The organism is Paenarthrobacter sp. NCHU4564 (assembly GCF_052156435.1).
Lineage (GTDB): Bacteria > Actinomycetota > Actinomycetes > Actinomycetales > Micrococcaceae > Arthrobacter.
In genome coordinates, this window is record NZ_JBQLIS010000016.1 from 20,736 (window position 1) to 36,337 (window position 15,602).

Here is a 15,602-nt window from a genome sequence, read left to right on the forward strand (position 1 = left end):
GGGCGGCTGTTCACAAGATGAGACGATTTTGACCAGCATGTGGATGACACGGCTAGATGGAGTCATGAGTGCATCGTCCATCAATCTTGCTGTCATCCCCGGCGACGGCATTGGCCCCGAGGTCATTGCAGAAGCCGTGAAGGTCCTGGAAAAGGCTGTGGCCGCCGAAGGCGTCACCCTTGAGCAGACCCACTACAAGCTCGGTGCCCAGCACTGGCTTGAGACCGGCGAGACACTTCCGGACGAGGTACTCGAGGACCTCCGCACGCGCGATGCCATCCTTTTCGGCGCGGTGGGGGCAGCCCCGGGTGACACCCGGATTCCCTCCGGCATCATCGAACGCGAGATGCTGCTCAAGCTCCGCTTCAGCCTGGACCACTACGTCAACCTGCGCCCCTCCCGGCTGTACGGCACGGTGGGAAGTCCGCTGGCAAACCCGGGCGAGATCGACTTCATCGTGGTCCGCGAAGGCACCGAAGGACCCTACGTTGGAAACGGCGGCACCCTCCGCGGCGGAACTCCGCATGAAGTTGCCACCGAAGTCTCCCTGAACACGGCGCACGGTGTGGAGCGGGTGGTCCGCGATGCCTTCCGCCGCGCCAACGAGCGTCCGCGCAAGCACGTCACCCTCGTGCACAAACACAACGTCCTCGTCTTTGCCGGACACCTGTGGAAGCGCACCGTCGAGGCCGTGGCCAAGGATTTCCCCGAGGTCACCCATGACTACCTGCACATCGATGCTGCCACCATCTTCCTGGTGACCGACCCCGCCCGATTCGATGTCATCGTCACCGACAACCTCTTCGGCGACATCCTGACCGACCTTGCAGCTGCCGTCACCGGGGGCATCGGACTCGCCGCGTCAGGCAACATCAACATGGACCGCACCGCACCGTCCATGTTCGAACCCGTCCATGGCTCCGCCCCGGACATCGCAGGCCAGCAGAAGGCAGACCCCACTGCTGCGATCCTGTCAGCAGTGCTGTTGCTGGACCACCTTGGCTACACCTCGGCGGCCCGCAAGATCGAAGCGGCAGTCATTGCCGACGTCGAAAGCCGCACCGGCGAGCCGCGCAGCACCGCTGCGATCGGCGACGCCATTGCGGCCGCACTTTAGGCCCATTACCCAGGCGTAAGCTTGTCTTGAATTATTTACCTGCTTCCTTGGTCCATCGCTGAACCACACCCTCTTTAAGGGGGCCGCGGTTCGCACTGCCAGGTAGCTGACTGTGGAGGAAACATGACTCAGACTGCCCATGGCGTCGAATTCAGCCAGCAGCTTTCGGCCAACCCGAAGTCTGTTGAGGAGCGTGCAGCCGTCCTGGCGAACCCGGGGTTCGGCGACTACTTCACCGACCACACCGCCGTCGTCGACTACAAGGTCGACGCCGAAGGCAAGGGAGGTTGGCACAATGCCCGCATCGAACCCTACGGACCGATCGCCCTGGATCCTTCGGCTGCGGTTCTGCACTACGGCCAGGAAATCTTCGAAGGCCTCAAGGCCTACCGCCACGCCGACGGTTCGGTCTGGACGTTCCGTCCGGAGGCCAACGCGGCGCGCCTGAACAAATCCGCCCGTCGCCTGGCGCTGCCGGAACTGCCCGAGGAGTATTTCCTGGGTGCTATCCGTGAGCTGGTCCAGGCCGACAGGGAATGGGTACCCTCCGGTGACGGCGAGGCCCTGTACCTGCGTCCGTTCATGATCGCCACCGAGGCGTTCCTTGGCGTCCGGGCAGCCCGTGAAGTTTCCTTCCGCGTCATCGCCTCGCCGGCGGGCAACTACTTTGGCGGTGAGCTCAAGCCCGTTTCCATCTGGATTTCCCGCGAGTACGCCCGCGCAGGCCGCGGTGGCACGGGTGCGGCGAAGTGCGGCGGCAACTACGCCGCGTCCCTGATCGCCCAGCAGGAAGCCGAAGCCAACGGCTGCAAGCAGGTGCTTTTCCTTGACCACTTCAACGATGACGCCGTGGAAGAGCTCGGCGGCATGAACGTGTTCTTCGTGTTCAAGGACGGCTCGCTTGCTACGCCGGCGCTGAGCGGCACCATCCTCGAAGGCGTCACCCGTTCCTCCGTCATCCAGGTGGCCAAGGACATGGGCCGTGAAGTTTCCGAGCGCAAGATCACTCTGGACGAATGGCGTGAGGGCGTCGCGTCCGGCGAGATCACCGAGGTCTTTGCCTGCGGTACCGCCGCCGTCATCACACCGATCGGGGTGCTCAAGGACGCCACCGAGTTCATCGGCTCCGAGGACGCCAAGGCCGGCGAGACCACCATGGCCATCCGTGAACAGCTTCTCGGCATCCAGACCGGAACGGTCGAGGACCGCCACGGCTGGCTGACCCGCCTGGTCTAGCAGCAGAATCCACGACGGCGGCCGGTTACCTTGGGCTTTCAAGGTGACCGGCCGCCGTCGTACTCCCCGATCCTCTCTCACCAAAGTCCCACTTCCCGCGGACCCACTCTCACCCAAGCCCCACTTCCCGCGGACCCTCTCTCACCCAAGCCCCACTTCCCGCGGACCCTCTCTCACCGATGCCAGGCGGGTGAGAGAGGGTTGGCTGTAAGGGGGCCTTCGGTGAGAGAGCGTCCAGTGGAGGGGGTGATTAGGTGATAGAGGGATGGCAGGAAGGTGGCGATAGGTGAGAGAGGGTCGGAGGGTGCCAAGATAGGACGGTGACTTCCAGCGACGCATTCCATCAGCCCGAGAGCCGGCCCGACAGCTCGCTCCAGCAAAGCAGCGGGCTGACCCGCTTCCGGCTGGCCCCCAATCCCGGGCCCATGAGCCTGGATGGCACCAACTCCTACGTCATCGGTGCGCCGGGATCGGACCACGTGGCCATCGTCGATCCTGGACCGGAGGACGGGCCGCACCTGGCCGCACTGGCTGCGGCCGGAAAGGTCGACGTCGTCCTGATTACGCATCGCCACGCCGACCACACCGAGGCCTCCGCCCGGTTCCATGAGTTGACCGGAGCGCCTGTCCGGGCCGCCCTCGCAGAACATTGCCATGGTGGGGAGCCACTCACTGATGGCGAGGTGATCCATGCAGCCGGCGTCGAAATCCGCGTTCTTGCAACCCCTGGCCATACCTCGGATTCTGTTTGCTTCCACCTGCCTGCTGACGGTCCCACGGGGTCGGTGCTGACCGGCGACACTATCCTCGGCCGCGGCACAACGGTCCTTGACTACCCGGACGGACGCCTGGGTGACTACCTGTCCAGCCTCGACCGGCTCGAAGCACTCGGACCTGCGACCCTGCTCCCGGCCCATGGCCCCGTGCTGCCGGCTCTTGACGCCAAATGCAGGGAATACCGTGCGCACCGCGAGCAACGGCTGGAGCAGATCCGTGCCGCACTCGCCCAGGTGGGGGAGGACGCTTCCATCGCGCAGGTCACCGACGTTGTCTATGCCGACGTCGATCCTTCCGTCCGCTGGGCAGCTGAAACGTCGGTGGCGGCCCAGTTGGACTACCTGCGCAGCTGAACGCCTCCAGCCTGACGGTAGGCTTGAGCCCATGCGTATCGCCCGGTTTGTAGTTGATTCTGATCCCCTTTACGGCATTGTCGAAGGCGAGCCCGGCAGTGAGGACATCACTGTCATCAACGGCGACCCTTTCTTCAACGGTGTTGAGCGAACCCACACCAAGCACAAGCTTGAGGACGTCAGGCTGCTGGCTCCGATCATCCCGCGCAGCAAGGTCATCGGCGTGGGCCGGAACTTTGCCGAGCACGCCGCCGAACTTGGCAACGAAGTTCCCCAGCAGCCGCTGTTGTTCCTCAAGCCCAATACGGCCGTGATCGGTCCCAACGATCCAATCGTGTTGCCGGAGTTCTCCGAGGAGATCTCGTTCGAGGCAGAGCTGTGCGTGGTGATTGGCCGGATCTGCAAGGACGTTCCCGAGGACCGCGTTGATGACGTCATCTTTGGCTACACGTGCGGCAACGACCTCACTGCCCGCGATGTCCAGAAAACCGACCTGCAGTGGGCCCGCGCCAAGGGGTTCGACACCTCCGCGCCGTTGGGGCCCTGGATCGAGACTGAACTCGACCCGGATGACCTGGACATCCGTGCGCGCCTCAACGGCGACCTCCGCCAGGACGGCAACACCACGCAGATGATCCGCGGTGTCCGCGAACTGGTCTCGATCGTCTCCCACGCCTTTACCTTGCTCCCGGGCGATGTGATCATGACAGGCACGCCGGCCGGGGTAGGCCTGATCTCCGAAGGCGACCGCATTGAGGTGGAGATCGAAGGCATCGGCCGCCTTTCCAACCCGGCCGTCCGCCGCTGACGCACCCGGCCCCGCCCAAAGCACGACGGCGGCACCCGCCTTTCGTACGGAAGGCGAGTGCCGCCGTCGTGCGGTTAAGCGGGAAAACGAAAGGAAGCCAAGCGGTAAAGTTGAAGCACTATGACTACTGCTTCTGCGTCGAACGCTGCCTCCAGCGACATCCCTGCCGTCAACGCCGAGACTCCGGTCCGCGTCCGCTTCTGCCCGTCTCCCACAGGTACGCCGCACGTTGGACTGATCCGCACCGCCCTGTTCAACTGGGCCTACGCCCGCCACACCGGCGGCAAGCTGATCTTCCGGATCGAAGATACGGACTCCGCCCGGGACAGCGAGGAGAGCTACCACCAGTTGCTGGACGCGCTCAAGTGGCTTGGCATCAACTGGGACGAGGGCGTGGAGGTCGGCGGGCCGCATGAGCCCTACCGCCAGTCGCAGCGGGGCGACATCTACCAGGACGTCATCGCGAAGCTGAAGGCCGGCGGACACGTCTACGAGTCGTACTCCACTCCGGACGAAATCGAAGCACGGCACAAGGCTGCAGGCCGCGACCCCAAGCTCGGCTACGACGGCTTCGACCGCCACCTGACCGAGGAGCAGCTCGCGCAGTTCAAGGCCGAAGGCCGTGAAGCAGTCCTTCGCCTGCGGATGCCGGATGAAGACATTACCTTTACTGACCTTGTTCGCGGTGAGATCACCTTCAAAGCAGGTTCCGTTCCGGACTTCGCGGTGGTCCGGGCCAACGGCGCACCCCTGTACACGCTGGTCAACCCCGTGGATGACGCCCTCATGGGCATCACCCATGTCCTCCGCGGCGAGGACCTGCTAAGCTCCACGCCCCGCCAGATCGCTTTGTACCGCGCGCTGTACGCCATCGGTGTGGCCGAGTACATGCCGGAGTTCGGCCACCTGCCTTATGTCATGGGCCAGGGGAACAAGAAGCTCTCCAAGCGCGACCCCGAGTCCAGCCTGTTCCTGCACCGCGAGCGTGGCTTCATTCCTGAGGGCCTGCTGAACTACCTTTCCCTTCTGGGCTGGTCGCTCAGCGCGGACGAGGACATCTTCACGGTGGAGCAGCTGGTGGCCAACTTCGACATCCACGATGTCCTCGGCAATCCTGCACGTTTCGACCTGAAAAAGGCCGAAGCCATCAACGGTACCCACGTCCGCATGCTCTCGCCCGAAGTATTCGAGGAACGGCTCGTTCCCTACCTTCGTGCTGCAGGTTTCGTGGGGGAGATCCTCACGCCGCGCCAGGAGGAGATCCTGCGGGAGGCAGCTCCACTGGTCCAGGAGCGCATCGCCCTGCTCGGCGAAGCACCGGAAATGCTGGCCTTCCTGTTCAAGGCAGACGACGCGATCGACGTTGCCGACGACGCCCGCAAGGGACTACCGGCGAATCTCGATGAAGTCCTTGATGTCGCCCTCGCAGCGCTTGAGCCGATCCGGGAGTGGACCGCGGAGAACATCCAGGCCGCGCTGAAGCAGGCCCTGGTGGAAGACCTGGGCATCAAGCCCCGAGCGGCCTTTGGCCCCGTTCGCACGGCAATTTCCGGCCGCCGGATCTCGCCGCCGCTCTTTGAATCCATGGTCATTCTGGGCAAGGAGTCTTCCTTGGCCCGAGTCCGCGCCTTCCGCGGCTAGGAGGAACCGGCATGGCGATCGCAAGTTCCTTTGGCACCATCAGCGGTGTGCTTTTCGACATCGACGACACCTTGGTGGACCTTGAGTACGCCATGACCACTGCGTTGCGGGACGTCAGCGAACATCACCTGCCCGGCCTGGACCAGGCCGGGTGGGTGAAGTTCGGACGCATCTTCACCCATGAAACGACGCACTTCTACGACCGTTACCTTGCGGGCGAACTGACCTTCAATGAGCAGCGGCTGCTGCGTGGCCGGGCGGCGCTGGGTCACTTCGGCGTGGAACTTGCCGATGGTGAAGAGTCCCGGGCCTGGGTAGCCGACTACCACGAGCGGCAGACGGCGTATGTCCGCGCCTTCGAAGATGTTGCCGGGGTGCTCGACGCCCTGGACGCAGCCCGTGTCCCTTACGGGGCCGTCAGCAACAATGTCCATGATTACCAGCGGGCCAAGCTGGATGGCGCCGGACTCTCCAGGATCCGGACCTTGGTCGGTACGGATACCGTGGGTGTCCCCAAACCTGATCCGGCGATCTACCTGGAGGGCGTCCGCCTGTTGGGCACTGCCCCCGGGGAGACCCTCTACGTGGGGGACAACAGACTGCTGGATGCGGACGGCGCCACCGCGGCGGGGCTGGTGGGAGTGTGGCTGAACCGAACCGGAGAGTTCGTGGAGGGATTCAGCGGGCGGCAGGTCAGCACCCTGTCTGAACTGCTGGCCAGTGGAGTCCTGACGGGCCCCGCGTCGGTGTGATGCAGGTAACGGCCTGACGATTTGTGCAGGTCAAAAGTGTCGGGTAGAGTAATTACTCGTGCTGAGGGGCACGGAGGGAAAAACCAAGGGAAACCGCGGTAAGGAACTCCGGTCCAAAAAGTGCTTTGGGATATGGTGTAATTGGCAACACTACGGTTTCTGGTACCGTCATTCTAGGTTCGAGTCCTGGTATCCCAGCTCTGAATATCACCGTTTGGAACGGTGAAATTCGGAAATTCAAATCGCTGAGTCGATTTGGATGAGAGCTGAAAGTGTGAAATACTCGTTCAGCTTGATCAGCGGAAACGATGATCAAAAGTGCAAGGCCCCATCGTATAGCGGCCTAGTACGCCGCCCTCTCACGGCGGTAACGCGGGTTCGAATCCCGCTGGGGTCACCAGCAAATCCCCCGGAACATCACGTTCCGGGGGATTTCTTGTTTGCTGCTTGTGCGAATGCAAAGCACCGGGGCCAGTGGCTGGCATGATGATCCTTGTGACACATCACGAACCGGATCCGAACCGCGAGGACTTGACCCCTGCTGTCCGGACCCTGGAGGACGCACGCGAAGCACTTGCCGCCACCACCCTTCCGCTGGAACTGCCGGGAGCCGACGCCGACCGGCGCCGGATCAAGGAGACGTTGGCCCAACTCGACGACTACATTCTTCCCCGGTACCGCAGCCTCGACGCTCCGCTGCTGGCCGTCGTCGGAGGTTCCACTGGGGCCGGCAAATCGACGCTGGTCAACGCGCTGGTGGGGTGGCCTGTCACCCGTGCCGGTGCAATCCGCCCCACAACCCGCCAGCCGATCCTCCTGCACCATCCCGAAGATGCCGAGTGGTTCCGCGGGCAGCGGATCCTCCCCGGCCTGGGCAGGATCCACGCGACTGTTTCCCAGGAACCCATGCCCGCCAGCCAGGCCGGTGCCTCGCCTGATGCCCAGGCCGTATCGTCCTTGGTGTTGGTGGGCCACCCCAACGTTCCCCGGGGGATTGCCTTGCTGGATGCCCCGGACGTTGACTCCATATCCGACGACAACCGCAGGCTCGCAGGCCAACTGCTTGCCGCCGCCGACCTCTGGGTGTTCGTGACCACTGCCAACCGGTACGCCGACGCCGTCCCATGGCGCCTTTTGCTGGACGCAGCTTCCCGGGACATTACGGTTGCCGTAGTGCTGGACAGGGTGCCCGCCGAGGCGGAAGAGGAGGTCCGGACGGACCTGCAGGCAATGCTGCACCGGCAGGGACTCGGAGCGGCACAACTCTTCGTGGTCCGCGAAACCACTTTGGACGCCATGGGCATGCTGCCCGCCGACGCCGCTTCGGAGCTGCAGGCCTGGCTGTCGGAGCTGGCAGCCGACGCGGCCGCCAGGTCCGGCGTTGCGCGGCGGACGCTCAATGGTGCGGTGAAGGCGATCAGCAGCCGCTTCGAAGAGATTGCAGCCGCAGCCGCAGAACAGGACGCTGCTGACCGGCAACTTCGCACCGCCTGCACGGACGAGTACGGGGCGGCACTCTCGCGGATTCTCGAGGCGACCAAGGATGGTGCCCTGCTGCGGGGCGAGGTGCTCGCCCGGTGGCAGGACTTTGTAGGAACCGGCGAGTTCTTCCGGGCCGTTGAACAGAACATCGGTCGCTTCCGGGACAGGGTCAGCGCCTTCTTTCGAGGTGAGCCGGCGCCCGCGATCAAGGTGGAAACCGCCATCGAAACCGGTCTTCAGGCCGTCATCCTGGACGAGGCCGCCAACGCGGCAGAAAATGTTGACCGGCGGTGGCGGGCCGATCCTGCGGGACGGCAGTTGTTGGGCACGGACGATCTGGCGGGAACAAGTCCGGGATTCGATGCCCGTGCTGCGGCGGCCATCCGGGCCTGGCAGGAAGGCCTGATGGACCTTATCCGGACGCAGGGCCAGGGAAAGAGAACCCAGGCGCGGTGGCTTTCGTTCGGCGTGAACGGCCTGGGAGCCGCGCTCATGGTGGTGGTGTTCTCCATGACCGCGGGCCTCACCGGACTGGAGATCGGCATCGCAGGAGGCACCGCCGTGGTAGGGCAGCGGTTGCTGGAAGCCGTTTTTGGTGAGGACGCCGTCCGCCGGCTGGCGCATCAGGCGAGGGAGGACCTGCACACCACCTGCCAGCGGCTGCTGGACGGGGAGCGCGGGCGCTTCCTGGACAAGTTGGATGGCATGCAGTCCGGAGACGGTGTGGACCTCCACCCCCACGCAACTTCCCTCCGGCGCCTGGCAGGAGCCGCATGAGCCGACACAGCCAGGTCAGGCAAGCGTCCCGCCTCCAGCAACGGTTGGAGGCATTGAACACTGCGCGGGAACTCGCGGAGGGCATTCTTCCCGGGCCGGAGCTTCAGGCAGTCTACGAGGTATTGGAACGAGCCTCCTCGCGCCGTTCCCTGTCCGCAGGCCACACGGTAGTGGGTTTCTTCGGTGCCACCGGCAGTGGCAAATCGTCCCTCTTCAACGCTGTGAGCAACACTTCGCTGGCAACCGCGGCTGCCCGCCGGCCCACGACGTCGGCTCCGCTGGCCGGCATTTGGGGCGAACAGGACAGCGGACCCCTGCTCGACTGGCTCGATGTCCAGGAGCGCCACGTTCTTCCGGCTGTGCCCGGGCTGGCGTCGGAGGACTCAGGCCTGATTTTGCTGGACCTGCCGGACTTTGATTCCACCGCGGTGGCAAACCGGGAAATCGTCCAGCGGCTCGCGGGAATGGTGGACGTGTTGGTATGGGTCCTTGACCCGCAAAAGTACGCCGACGCAGCAGTCCATCACGGGTTCCTCCGCCCCATGGCCTCGCACGGGGCAGTCACCCTTGTGGTACTCAACCAGATCGACAAGCTCAATGATGTGGACGCTGCTGCGGTCATGGCATCCCTGGAAGGCATCCTGGACCGCGACGGGCTCGGCGGTGTCACCGTGCTGGGCGCCTCAGCGGTGACCGGGGCCGGCGTCGGGGAGGTCAGGGGCGCCATAGAGCGGGTGGTGACGCAGCGGGACGCTGTCACCAGGAGGCTGTCCGCCGATGTCGACGGGGTTGCCGCCGGTCTCACCGCAGCCTCCGGAACCGGGGAAGCCCGGGGCGTCAAGGGCAGTGCCACGGCAAGACTGGCCGCGGAATTGGCGACGGCGGCGAATGTTCCCGTGGTGGTCGATGCAGTGGCGCGCTCCTACCGGCTCGAGTCAGCCCGGCGGACCGGATGGCCCGCTGTCCGCTGGCTGCTTCGGTTCCGTGCAGACCCCCTCCGAAGGCTGAACCTTGGCAGGAAGGACGTACGGCCGGACCTCAACCGGACTTCCCTTCCGGCAGCGGGAGCGCCTGAGCGCGCCCGGACGGATGCTGCTGTCCGGGAATTTGCAGACACGGCATCGGAAGGGGCTCCGGGCCCTTGGCGGGCCAGCATCCGCAACGCCGCCCGGGAAGGGCGGGAGCAACTGCCGGACGCCTTGGACCAGGCGATCGCCGGCACTGATCTGAAGGCGTCCAGGCGCCCGGCTTGGTGGATGCTGTTCAATGTCCTGCAATGGACTGCCCTGCTGCTTGCCGCGGGAGGCTTGGGCTGGCTGGGTATCCTTGCCCTGCTTGCCTACTTCCAGATGCCGGTGCCGGACGTTCCCAGGACTGAGGGCTGGCCGTGGCCGACTCTCATGGTGGCAGGAGGGGTCGGGCTGGGCATCGCCCTGGGCCTTCTGGGCAGGATCATCTCAGGATGGGCCGCCAGGGTCAGGGCAAGGGGAGCCGGAAGGCGACTGCGGGCGGCAGTGGCTGCGGTGGCAAACCAGCGGATCGTTGCGCCCGTGGACGCCGGTATCAAGCGCCTGAGGGACTTCAACGCGGCGCTGAAGGACGCCCGCAGCTGAGAGTCCCCGCCCCAAGGGACAGGCGCCCCCGCTCATTCAGCCCTACAGTGCAGCGGCTGCGTCCCGGACCTTGACCAGGGTCCGCAGGTTCCGTGTGGTGGTTGATGCCTTGTAGCGGGCTTTGGCGGACAGTTTGCTGAAGGGGCTGTCCAAGGTTCCGCCTGCCGGCGCCAACCAGGCAGAGGCCTCCGGACCCAGCCGTACCTGTTCCACGCCGCCAAGCTCCTGGCCTGCCTGGAAGAGTTCATCGAGCATCGAAGTGTCCGAGGCGAGCGTGATGTAGCTATGGGTTGCCTTGTCGTCCGCCGGGTAGGGGCAAGCGTCCACCAGTTCAGCAACGCGGGCAGCGGTCAGGACGACCACCCATGCGTCGTATCCGAAAGCCTTCCGCAGGCAAGCCTCGAATTCCGCCTTCACGTCCTTGGCGGCGAGGTCGCTTTGCAGGACCACATTGCCGCTGGCCAGGAGCGTTTTGACCTTGCTGAAGGGGTAGTCCGCCAGCGCGGCCTTGAGGTCGGCCATCTTGATGTTGATGCCGCCAACGTTGATGCCCCGGAGGAAAACCGCGTAGCTTTCCATGCCACTCCTGGAGTTAGTCGTTGTTCTTGCGCAGTGCTTCGGTGAGGACCCGTGCGGCGTTGCAGACAACTTCCGCGTGCAGTCGACCGGGCTGGCGGGTGAGGCGCTCGATTGGACCCGAAATCGAAACGGCGGCGATGACGCGGCCGGACGGTCCACGGACCGGAGCCGACACCGAGGCGACCCCGGGCTCGCGTTCGCCAAGGCTCTGACCCCAGCCCCGCCGTCGTACTCCTGCCAGGACAGTGGGGGTGAACCGCGCGTTTTGCAGTCCTTCCAAGAGGCGGTCGTGATCTTCCCAGGCGAGCAGGACTTGGGCAGCTGAGCCGGCCTTCATGGACAATTGGGTTCCGACGGGAATGGTGTCCCGAAGGCCGATAGGCCGTTCGGCGGATGCGACGCAAACCCGCCAGTCGCCCTGGCGCCGGAAGATCTGCGCGCTCTCGCCGGTGGCGTCGCGCAATTGGATGAGGACCGGTCCTGCCGAAGCGATGAGCCGGTCTTCGCCGGCCGCGGAGGCGAGCTCCACGAGGCGGCTGCCCAGGACGAAGCGGCCCTGGATGTCACGGCTGACCAGGCGATGGTGCACCAAGGCCAGCGCCAGGCGGTGGACGGTGGGGCGGGCCAATCCCGTGGCGGCTACAAGCTGGGCAAGAGTCGTTGGTCCGGCCTCAAGTGCATCGAGTACCTGGGCCGCTTTATCAATGACACCGACTCCACTAGAATTGTCCATGTAATGATATTGCCGTCTCAATATCTGAGATGCAAGTTGTTTCGCTGGCTTGTTCGCCGGAGGTGCTGCTTCAGTGGATGAAGAACATTCCGGTGAACTGGAACAACCAACCGCAGTGAAGGGAGCAAGGCCGTGGGAAAGACACTGGCCGAGAAAGTCTGGGACGCGCACGTGGTGCGCAAGGGTGAAGGCGAAGGAGCCAATGCCCAGCCCGACCTTCTTTTCATCGACCTTCACCTGGTCCACGAGGTAACCTCCCCGCAGGCGTTCGAGGGCCTGCGGCTGGCCGGCCGCAAGCTGCGCCGCGTGGACCTCACCATTGCCACCGAAGACCACAACACGCCGACGCTGGACATCGACAAGCCGATCGCCGACCTGACGAGCCGGACGCAGATCGAAACCCTGCGCGCCAACTGCAAGGAGTTCGGCGTCCGCCTGCACTCCCTGGGCGACAAGGAACAGGGCATCGTGCATGTGGTCGGTCCCCAGCTGGGACTGACGCAGCCGGGCATGACAGTTGTCTGTGGTGACTCGCACACCTCCACCCACGGAGCGTTCGGAGCCCTGGCCATGGGCATTGGCACGTCCGAGGTGGAGCACGTCATGGCCACCCAGACGCTGTCCCTGAAGCCGTTCAAGACCATGGCCATCAACGTCGAGGGTACCTTGCGTCCCGGCGTGACGGCCAAGGACATCATCCTGGCGGTCATCGCCAAGATCGGCACCGGCGGTGGACAGGGTTACGTGCTGGAATACCGTGGCTCGGCGATCCGCTCGCTGTCCATGGACGCCCGCATGACCATCTGCAACATGTCCATCGAAGCCGGCGCCCGCGCAGGCATGGTCGCTCCGGACCAGACGACGTACGACTACATGAAGGGCCGCCCGCATGCGCCCGAAGGCGCGGACTGGGATGCCGCCGTCGAGTACTGGAACACGCTGCACACCGACGAAGACGCGACGTTCGACGTCGAAGTTGACCTGGACGCCAACACGCTGGAGCCGTTCGTGACCTGGGGAACCAACCCGGGCCAGGGCGTCTCCCTCTCTGCCAAGGTGCCTTCGCCGGAAGACTTCGGTGATGAGAACGCCAAGCTCGCGGCAGAGCGTGCCCTGCACTACATGGGCCTGGAAGCGGGAACCCCCATGAAAGACATCCGCGTGGACACCGTCTTCCTGGGCTCCTGCACCAACTCCCGCATTGAGGACCTGAGCGCCGCCGCGGACATCATCCGTGGCCGGGAGAAGGACCCGAACGTGCGCATGCTGGTGGTTCCCGGTTCTGCCCGCGTCAGGCTGGAAGCCGAAGCAATGGGGTTGGACAAGGTGTTCAAGGACTTCGGCGCCGAATGGCGTTTTGCCGGCTGCTCCATGTGCCTGGGCATGAACCCGGACCAGCTCGAACCGGGTGAGCGCTGCGCATCAACGTCCAACCGTAACTTCGAAGGCCGCCAGGGCAAGGGTGGACGGACCCACCTGGTCTCACCCGTGGTCGCTGCAGCCACTGCCATCCGGGGGACGCTGAGCTCGCCGTCGGACCTTGAGCCCGCAACGGCCGGAACGCTGACCGGAACCGCAGTCTAGGAGGATCCCCATGGAAAAGTTCACCACCCACACCGGTATCGGGGTCCCACTGCGCCAGAGCAATGTGGACACGGACCAGATCATCCCCGCTGTCTACCTCAAGCGGATCACCCGCACGGGCTTCGAAGACGCCCTGTTCGCAGCGTGGCGCAAGGACGAGTCGTTCATCCTCAACCAGGCTCCGTTCAACGCCGGCTCCGTGCTGGTGGCCGGACCGGACTTCGGTACCGGCTCGTCGCGTGAACACGCGGTCTGGGCCCTGAAGGACTACGGCTTCAAGGCCGTCCTCTCCTCCCGTTTTGCCGACATCTTCCGGGGCAACTCCGGCAAGCAGGGCCTCCTGGCGGCGCAAGTGGCCCAGGACGACATCGAGCTCATCTGGAAGGTCCTGGAGAACAACCCGGGCGCCGAAGTCAAAGTGGATCTGGTCTCCAAGACTGTCGAATGCGGCAACGTCGTGGCTCCGTTCGATATCGACGACTACACCCGCTGGCGCCTGCTGGAAGGCCTCGACGACATTGGCCTGACCCTGCAGCACGAGGAAGACATTACGGCGTACGAGGCCACCCGGCCTGCCTTCAAACCGACCACGCTGCCGGCGAAAAGCTGATAGACAACGGCACTGAATTGCTGCCGGCCATGGGCCGGCGGGCTCCTTTCCGGGAGCCCGCCGGCCCATTTCCGTTTCCGCTGCCGGGGCTGGAGATCTCCCCGGCACGGCGCGGATGCATTTCGGTTCGGTAACGCGAGCTTCTATGCTTAGCTGGAGCCTTTGTTAGTTTGGGGGGCGAGTAGTCGTGAGGAAACCGGTATAGATGAGTAGTGTTCTGACAATCCGCGGTGGCGTGCCTTTGACTGGGCGAGTGACCGTTCGCGGTGCCAAGAACCTCGTACCCAAGGCCATGGTTGCGGCCTTGCTGGGCAATGAACCATCAGTGCTGAGGAACGTCCCGGAGATCAAGGACGTCGAGGTCGTCACCAGCCTTCTGCAGCTCCACGGGGTCACTGTGGCAAAGGACCCGGCCACGGGGGACCTGACCCTTGACCCCAAAGAGGCCAAGACGGCTTCCAGTACCGCCATCGACGCCCATGCGGGCGACTCCCGGATCCCGATCCTGTTGTGTGGTCCCCTGATTCACGCGATCGGTGAAGCCTTCATCCCCGATCTCGGCGGATGCAAAATCGGCGACCGTCCCATCGACTACCACCTGAATGTCCTGCGCCAGTTCGGTGCGGTGGTGGAGAAGCGCCCCGGCGGCATCCACATCTCCGCCCCGAACGGCCTCCACGGGGCCAAGATTTCCCTGCCGTATCCGTCGGTGGGGGCCACGGAACAGGTCCTGCTCAGTGCCACCCGGGCAGAGGGCATCACTGAACTCAGCGGTGCCGCCACCGAGCCGGAAGTCATTGACCTGATCGCCGTGCTCCAGAAGATGGGCGCCATCATCAGCGTCCAAACGGACCGCACCATCAGGATCGAAGGCGTCAAGGACCTTGGCGGCTACAACCACCGTGCCCTTCCGGACCGCAACGAGACCGCGTCCTGGGCCTCGGCCGCCCTGGTGACCCGTGGAGATATCTTCGTCGAGGGCGCCTCTCAGCGCGACATGATGACGTTCCTGAACACCTACCGCAAGGTCGGCGGAGGCATGGACATCGGGGATGACGGCATCCGTTTCTACCACCCCGGCGGCAAGCTCACGCCGCTGGTGCTTGAGACAGACGTCCACCCCGGGTTCATGACGGACTGGCAGCAGCCGCTGGTGGTTGCCCTGAGCCAGGCCGAAGGGGTGTCCATTGTCCACGAGACGGTCTATGAGAACCGATTCGGCTTCACGGACGCCCTGGCCCGGATGGGAGCCAACATCCAGGTGCACCGTGAGTGCCTTGGCAGTGTCCCGTGCCGGTTCGGCCAGCGCAATTTCCTGCATTCGGCCGTCATTTCCGGGCCCACGCCGCTCAGGGGTACCGAGATCGATATCCCGGACCTCCGCGGCGGGTTCAGCCACCTCATCGCTGCGCTGGCCGCAACCGGCACCTCCCGGGTGACGGGCATCGACATCATCAACCGTGGCTACGAACGGTTCACGGAAAAGCTCGCCGCCTTGGGCGCCGATTTCGACCTCACCACCAACTAGCGGGGGACTCCT

The 15,602-nt window shown here is 64.6% G+C and carries 13 protein-coding genes and 2 tRNA genes; 13 read left to right on the forward strand and 2 right to left on the reverse strand.

Annotated elements, in window-relative coordinates; all coding sequences use genetic code 11:
* Window positions 1-64: 64 nt before the first annotated feature.
* The 10 genes from ACSVIE_RS15495 to ACSVIE_RS15540 all read left to right on the forward strand — a co-directional run bounded on the left by ACSVIE_RS15495 (window position 65) and on the right by ACSVIE_RS15540 (window position 10,556).
* Window positions 65-1,117: a 3-isopropylmalate dehydrogenase gene (locus ACSVIE_RS15495; protein WP_426003089.1), complete on the forward strand. Its 1,053-nt coding sequence runs from the start codon at window positions 65-67 to the stop codon at window positions 1,115-1,117.
* Between the two features lie 123 nt (window positions 1,118-1,240).
* The gene (locus ACSVIE_RS15500; protein WP_426003088.1) at window positions 1,241-2,353 is read left to right on the forward strand and encodes a branched-chain amino acid aminotransferase; all 1,113 of its coding nucleotides are present in this window, start codon (window positions 1,241-1,243) and stop codon (window positions 2,351-2,353) included.
* A 320-nt stretch (window positions 2,354-2,673) separates the two neighbouring features.
* Complete coding sequence (locus ACSVIE_RS15505; RefSeq protein ID WP_426003086.1) at window positions 2,674-3,483, forward strand: MBL fold metallo-hydrolase; 810 nt, start codon at window positions 2,674-2,676, stop codon at window positions 3,481-3,483.
* Window positions 3,484-3,514: 31 nt separating this feature from the next.
* On the forward strand, window positions 3,515-4,291 hold the full coding sequence (locus ACSVIE_RS15510; RefSeq protein WP_426003084.1) for a fumarylacetoacetate hydrolase family protein: 777 nt from the start codon (window positions 3,515-3,517) through the stop codon (window positions 4,289-4,291).
* Between the two features lie 120 nt (window positions 4,292-4,411).
* Complete coding sequence (gltX, locus tag ACSVIE_RS15515) at window positions 4,412-5,932, forward strand: glutamate--tRNA ligase (RefSeq protein WP_442424426.1); 1,521 nt, start codon at window positions 4,412-4,414, stop codon at window positions 5,930-5,932.
* Window positions 5,933-5,943: 11 nt separating this feature from the next.
* Window positions 5,944-6,684 carry an HAD family hydrolase gene (locus ACSVIE_RS15520; protein ID WP_442424427.1) on the forward strand — a complete coding sequence of 247 codons (741 nt, stop codon included), beginning with the start codon at window positions 5,944-5,946 and terminating at the stop codon, window positions 6,682-6,684.
* A 126-nt stretch (window positions 6,685-6,810) separates the two neighbouring features.
* Window positions 6,811-6,882 (forward strand) — tRNA-Gln (locus ACSVIE_RS15525).
* Window positions 6,883-7,008: 126 nt separating this feature from the next.
* Window positions 7,009-7,084: transfer RNA gene (locus tag ACSVIE_RS15530), tRNA-Glu, on the forward strand.
* Window positions 7,085-7,170: 86 nt separating this feature from the next.
* Window positions 7,171-8,943 carry a dynamin family protein gene (locus ACSVIE_RS15535; RefSeq protein ID WP_442424456.1) on the forward strand — a complete coding sequence of 591 codons (1,773 nt, stop codon included), beginning with the start codon at window positions 7,171-7,173 and terminating at the stop codon, window positions 8,941-8,943.
* Complete coding sequence (locus ACSVIE_RS15540) at window positions 8,940-10,556, forward strand: GTPase (protein WP_442424428.1); 1,617 nt, start codon at window positions 8,940-8,942, stop codon at window positions 10,554-10,556. Before ACSVIE_RS15535 ends, ACSVIE_RS15540 begins: the two co-directional genes overlap by 4 nt.
* A gap of 42 nt (window positions 10,557-10,598) precedes the next feature.
* On the opposite strand, the gene ACSVIE_RS15545 is transcribed toward ACSVIE_RS15540, so the two are convergent.
* The gene (locus ACSVIE_RS15545) at window positions 10,599-11,135 is read right to left on the reverse strand and encodes a DUF1697 domain-containing protein (RefSeq protein ID WP_426003079.1); all 537 of its coding nucleotides are present in this window, start codon (window positions 11,133-11,135) and stop codon (window positions 10,599-10,601) included.
* Window positions 11,136-11,148: 13 nt separating this feature from the next.
* A complete protein-coding gene (locus ACSVIE_RS15550) occupies window positions 11,149-11,868 on the reverse strand; it encodes an IclR family transcriptional regulator (protein ID WP_014922101.1) in 720 nt (239 codons plus the stop codon).
* A 132-nt stretch (window positions 11,869-12,000) separates the two neighbouring features.
* Here ACSVIE_RS15550 and leuC point away from each other — a divergent pair, with 132 nt between their 5' ends.
* The 3 genes from leuC to murA all read left to right on the forward strand — a co-directional run bounded on the left by leuC (window position 12,001) and on the right by murA (window position 15,590).
* The gene (gene leuC, locus ACSVIE_RS15555) at window positions 12,001-13,452 is read left to right on the forward strand and encodes a 3-isopropylmalate dehydratase large subunit (RefSeq protein WP_426003076.1); all 1,452 of its coding nucleotides are present in this window, start codon (window positions 12,001-12,003) and stop codon (window positions 13,450-13,452) included.
* Between the two features lie 10 nt (window positions 13,453-13,462).
* Complete coding sequence (gene leuD, locus ACSVIE_RS15560; protein WP_426003075.1) at window positions 13,463-14,062, forward strand: 3-isopropylmalate dehydratase small subunit; 600 nt, start codon at window positions 13,463-13,465, stop codon at window positions 14,060-14,062.
* A 205-nt stretch (window positions 14,063-14,267) separates the two neighbouring features.
* Window positions 14,268-15,590 carry a UDP-N-acetylglucosamine 1-carboxyvinyltransferase gene (gene murA, locus ACSVIE_RS15565; protein WP_426003073.1) on the forward strand — a complete coding sequence of 441 codons (1,323 nt, stop codon included), beginning with the start codon at window positions 14,268-14,270 and terminating at the stop codon, window positions 15,588-15,590.
* Window positions 15,591-15,602 lie beyond the last annotated feature (12 nt).

Bases quoted from the DNA above. Each gene is read 5' to 3' on its own strand.
- ACSVIE_RS15495 (WP_426003089.1), top strand. From the start codon at position 65: ATGAGTGCATCGTCCATCAATCTTGCTGTCATCCCCGGCGACGGCATT.
- ACSVIE_RS15500 (WP_426003088.1), top strand. From the start codon at position 1,241: ATGACTCAGACTGCCCATGGCGTCGAATTCAGCCAGCAGCTTTCGGCC.
- ACSVIE_RS15510 (WP_426003084.1), top strand. From the start codon at position 3,515: ATGCGTATCGCCCGGTTTGTAGTTGATTCTGATCCCCTTTACGGCATT.
- gltX (WP_442424426.1), top strand. From the start codon at position 4,412: ATGACTACTGCTTCTGCGTCGAACGCTGCCTCCAGCGACATCCCTGCC.
- ACSVIE_RS15520 (WP_442424427.1), top strand. From the start codon at position 5,944: ATGGCGATCGCAAGTTCCTTTGGCACCATCAGCGGTGTGCTTTTCGAC.
- ACSVIE_RS15535 (WP_442424456.1), top strand. From the start codon at position 7,171: ATGATCCTTGTGACACATCACGAACCGGATCCGAACCGCGAGGACTTG.
- ACSVIE_RS15540 (WP_442424428.1), top strand. From the start codon at position 8,940: ATGAGCCGACACAGCCAGGTCAGGCAAGCGTCCCGCCTCCAGCAACGG.
- ACSVIE_RS15545 (WP_426003079.1), bottom strand. From the start codon at position 11,135: ATGGAAAGCTACGCGGTTTTCCTCCGGGGCATCAACGTTGGCGGCATC.
- ACSVIE_RS15550 (WP_014922101.1), bottom strand. From the start codon at position 11,868: ATGGACAATTCTAGTGGAGTCGGTGTCATTGATAAAGCGGCCCAGGTA.
- leuD (WP_426003075.1), top strand. From the start codon at position 13,463: ATGGAAAAGTTCACCACCCACACCGGTATCGGGGTCCCACTGCGCCAG.
- murA (WP_426003073.1), top strand. From the start codon at position 14,268: ATGAGTAGTGTTCTGACAATCCGCGGTGGCGTGCCTTTGACTGGGCGA.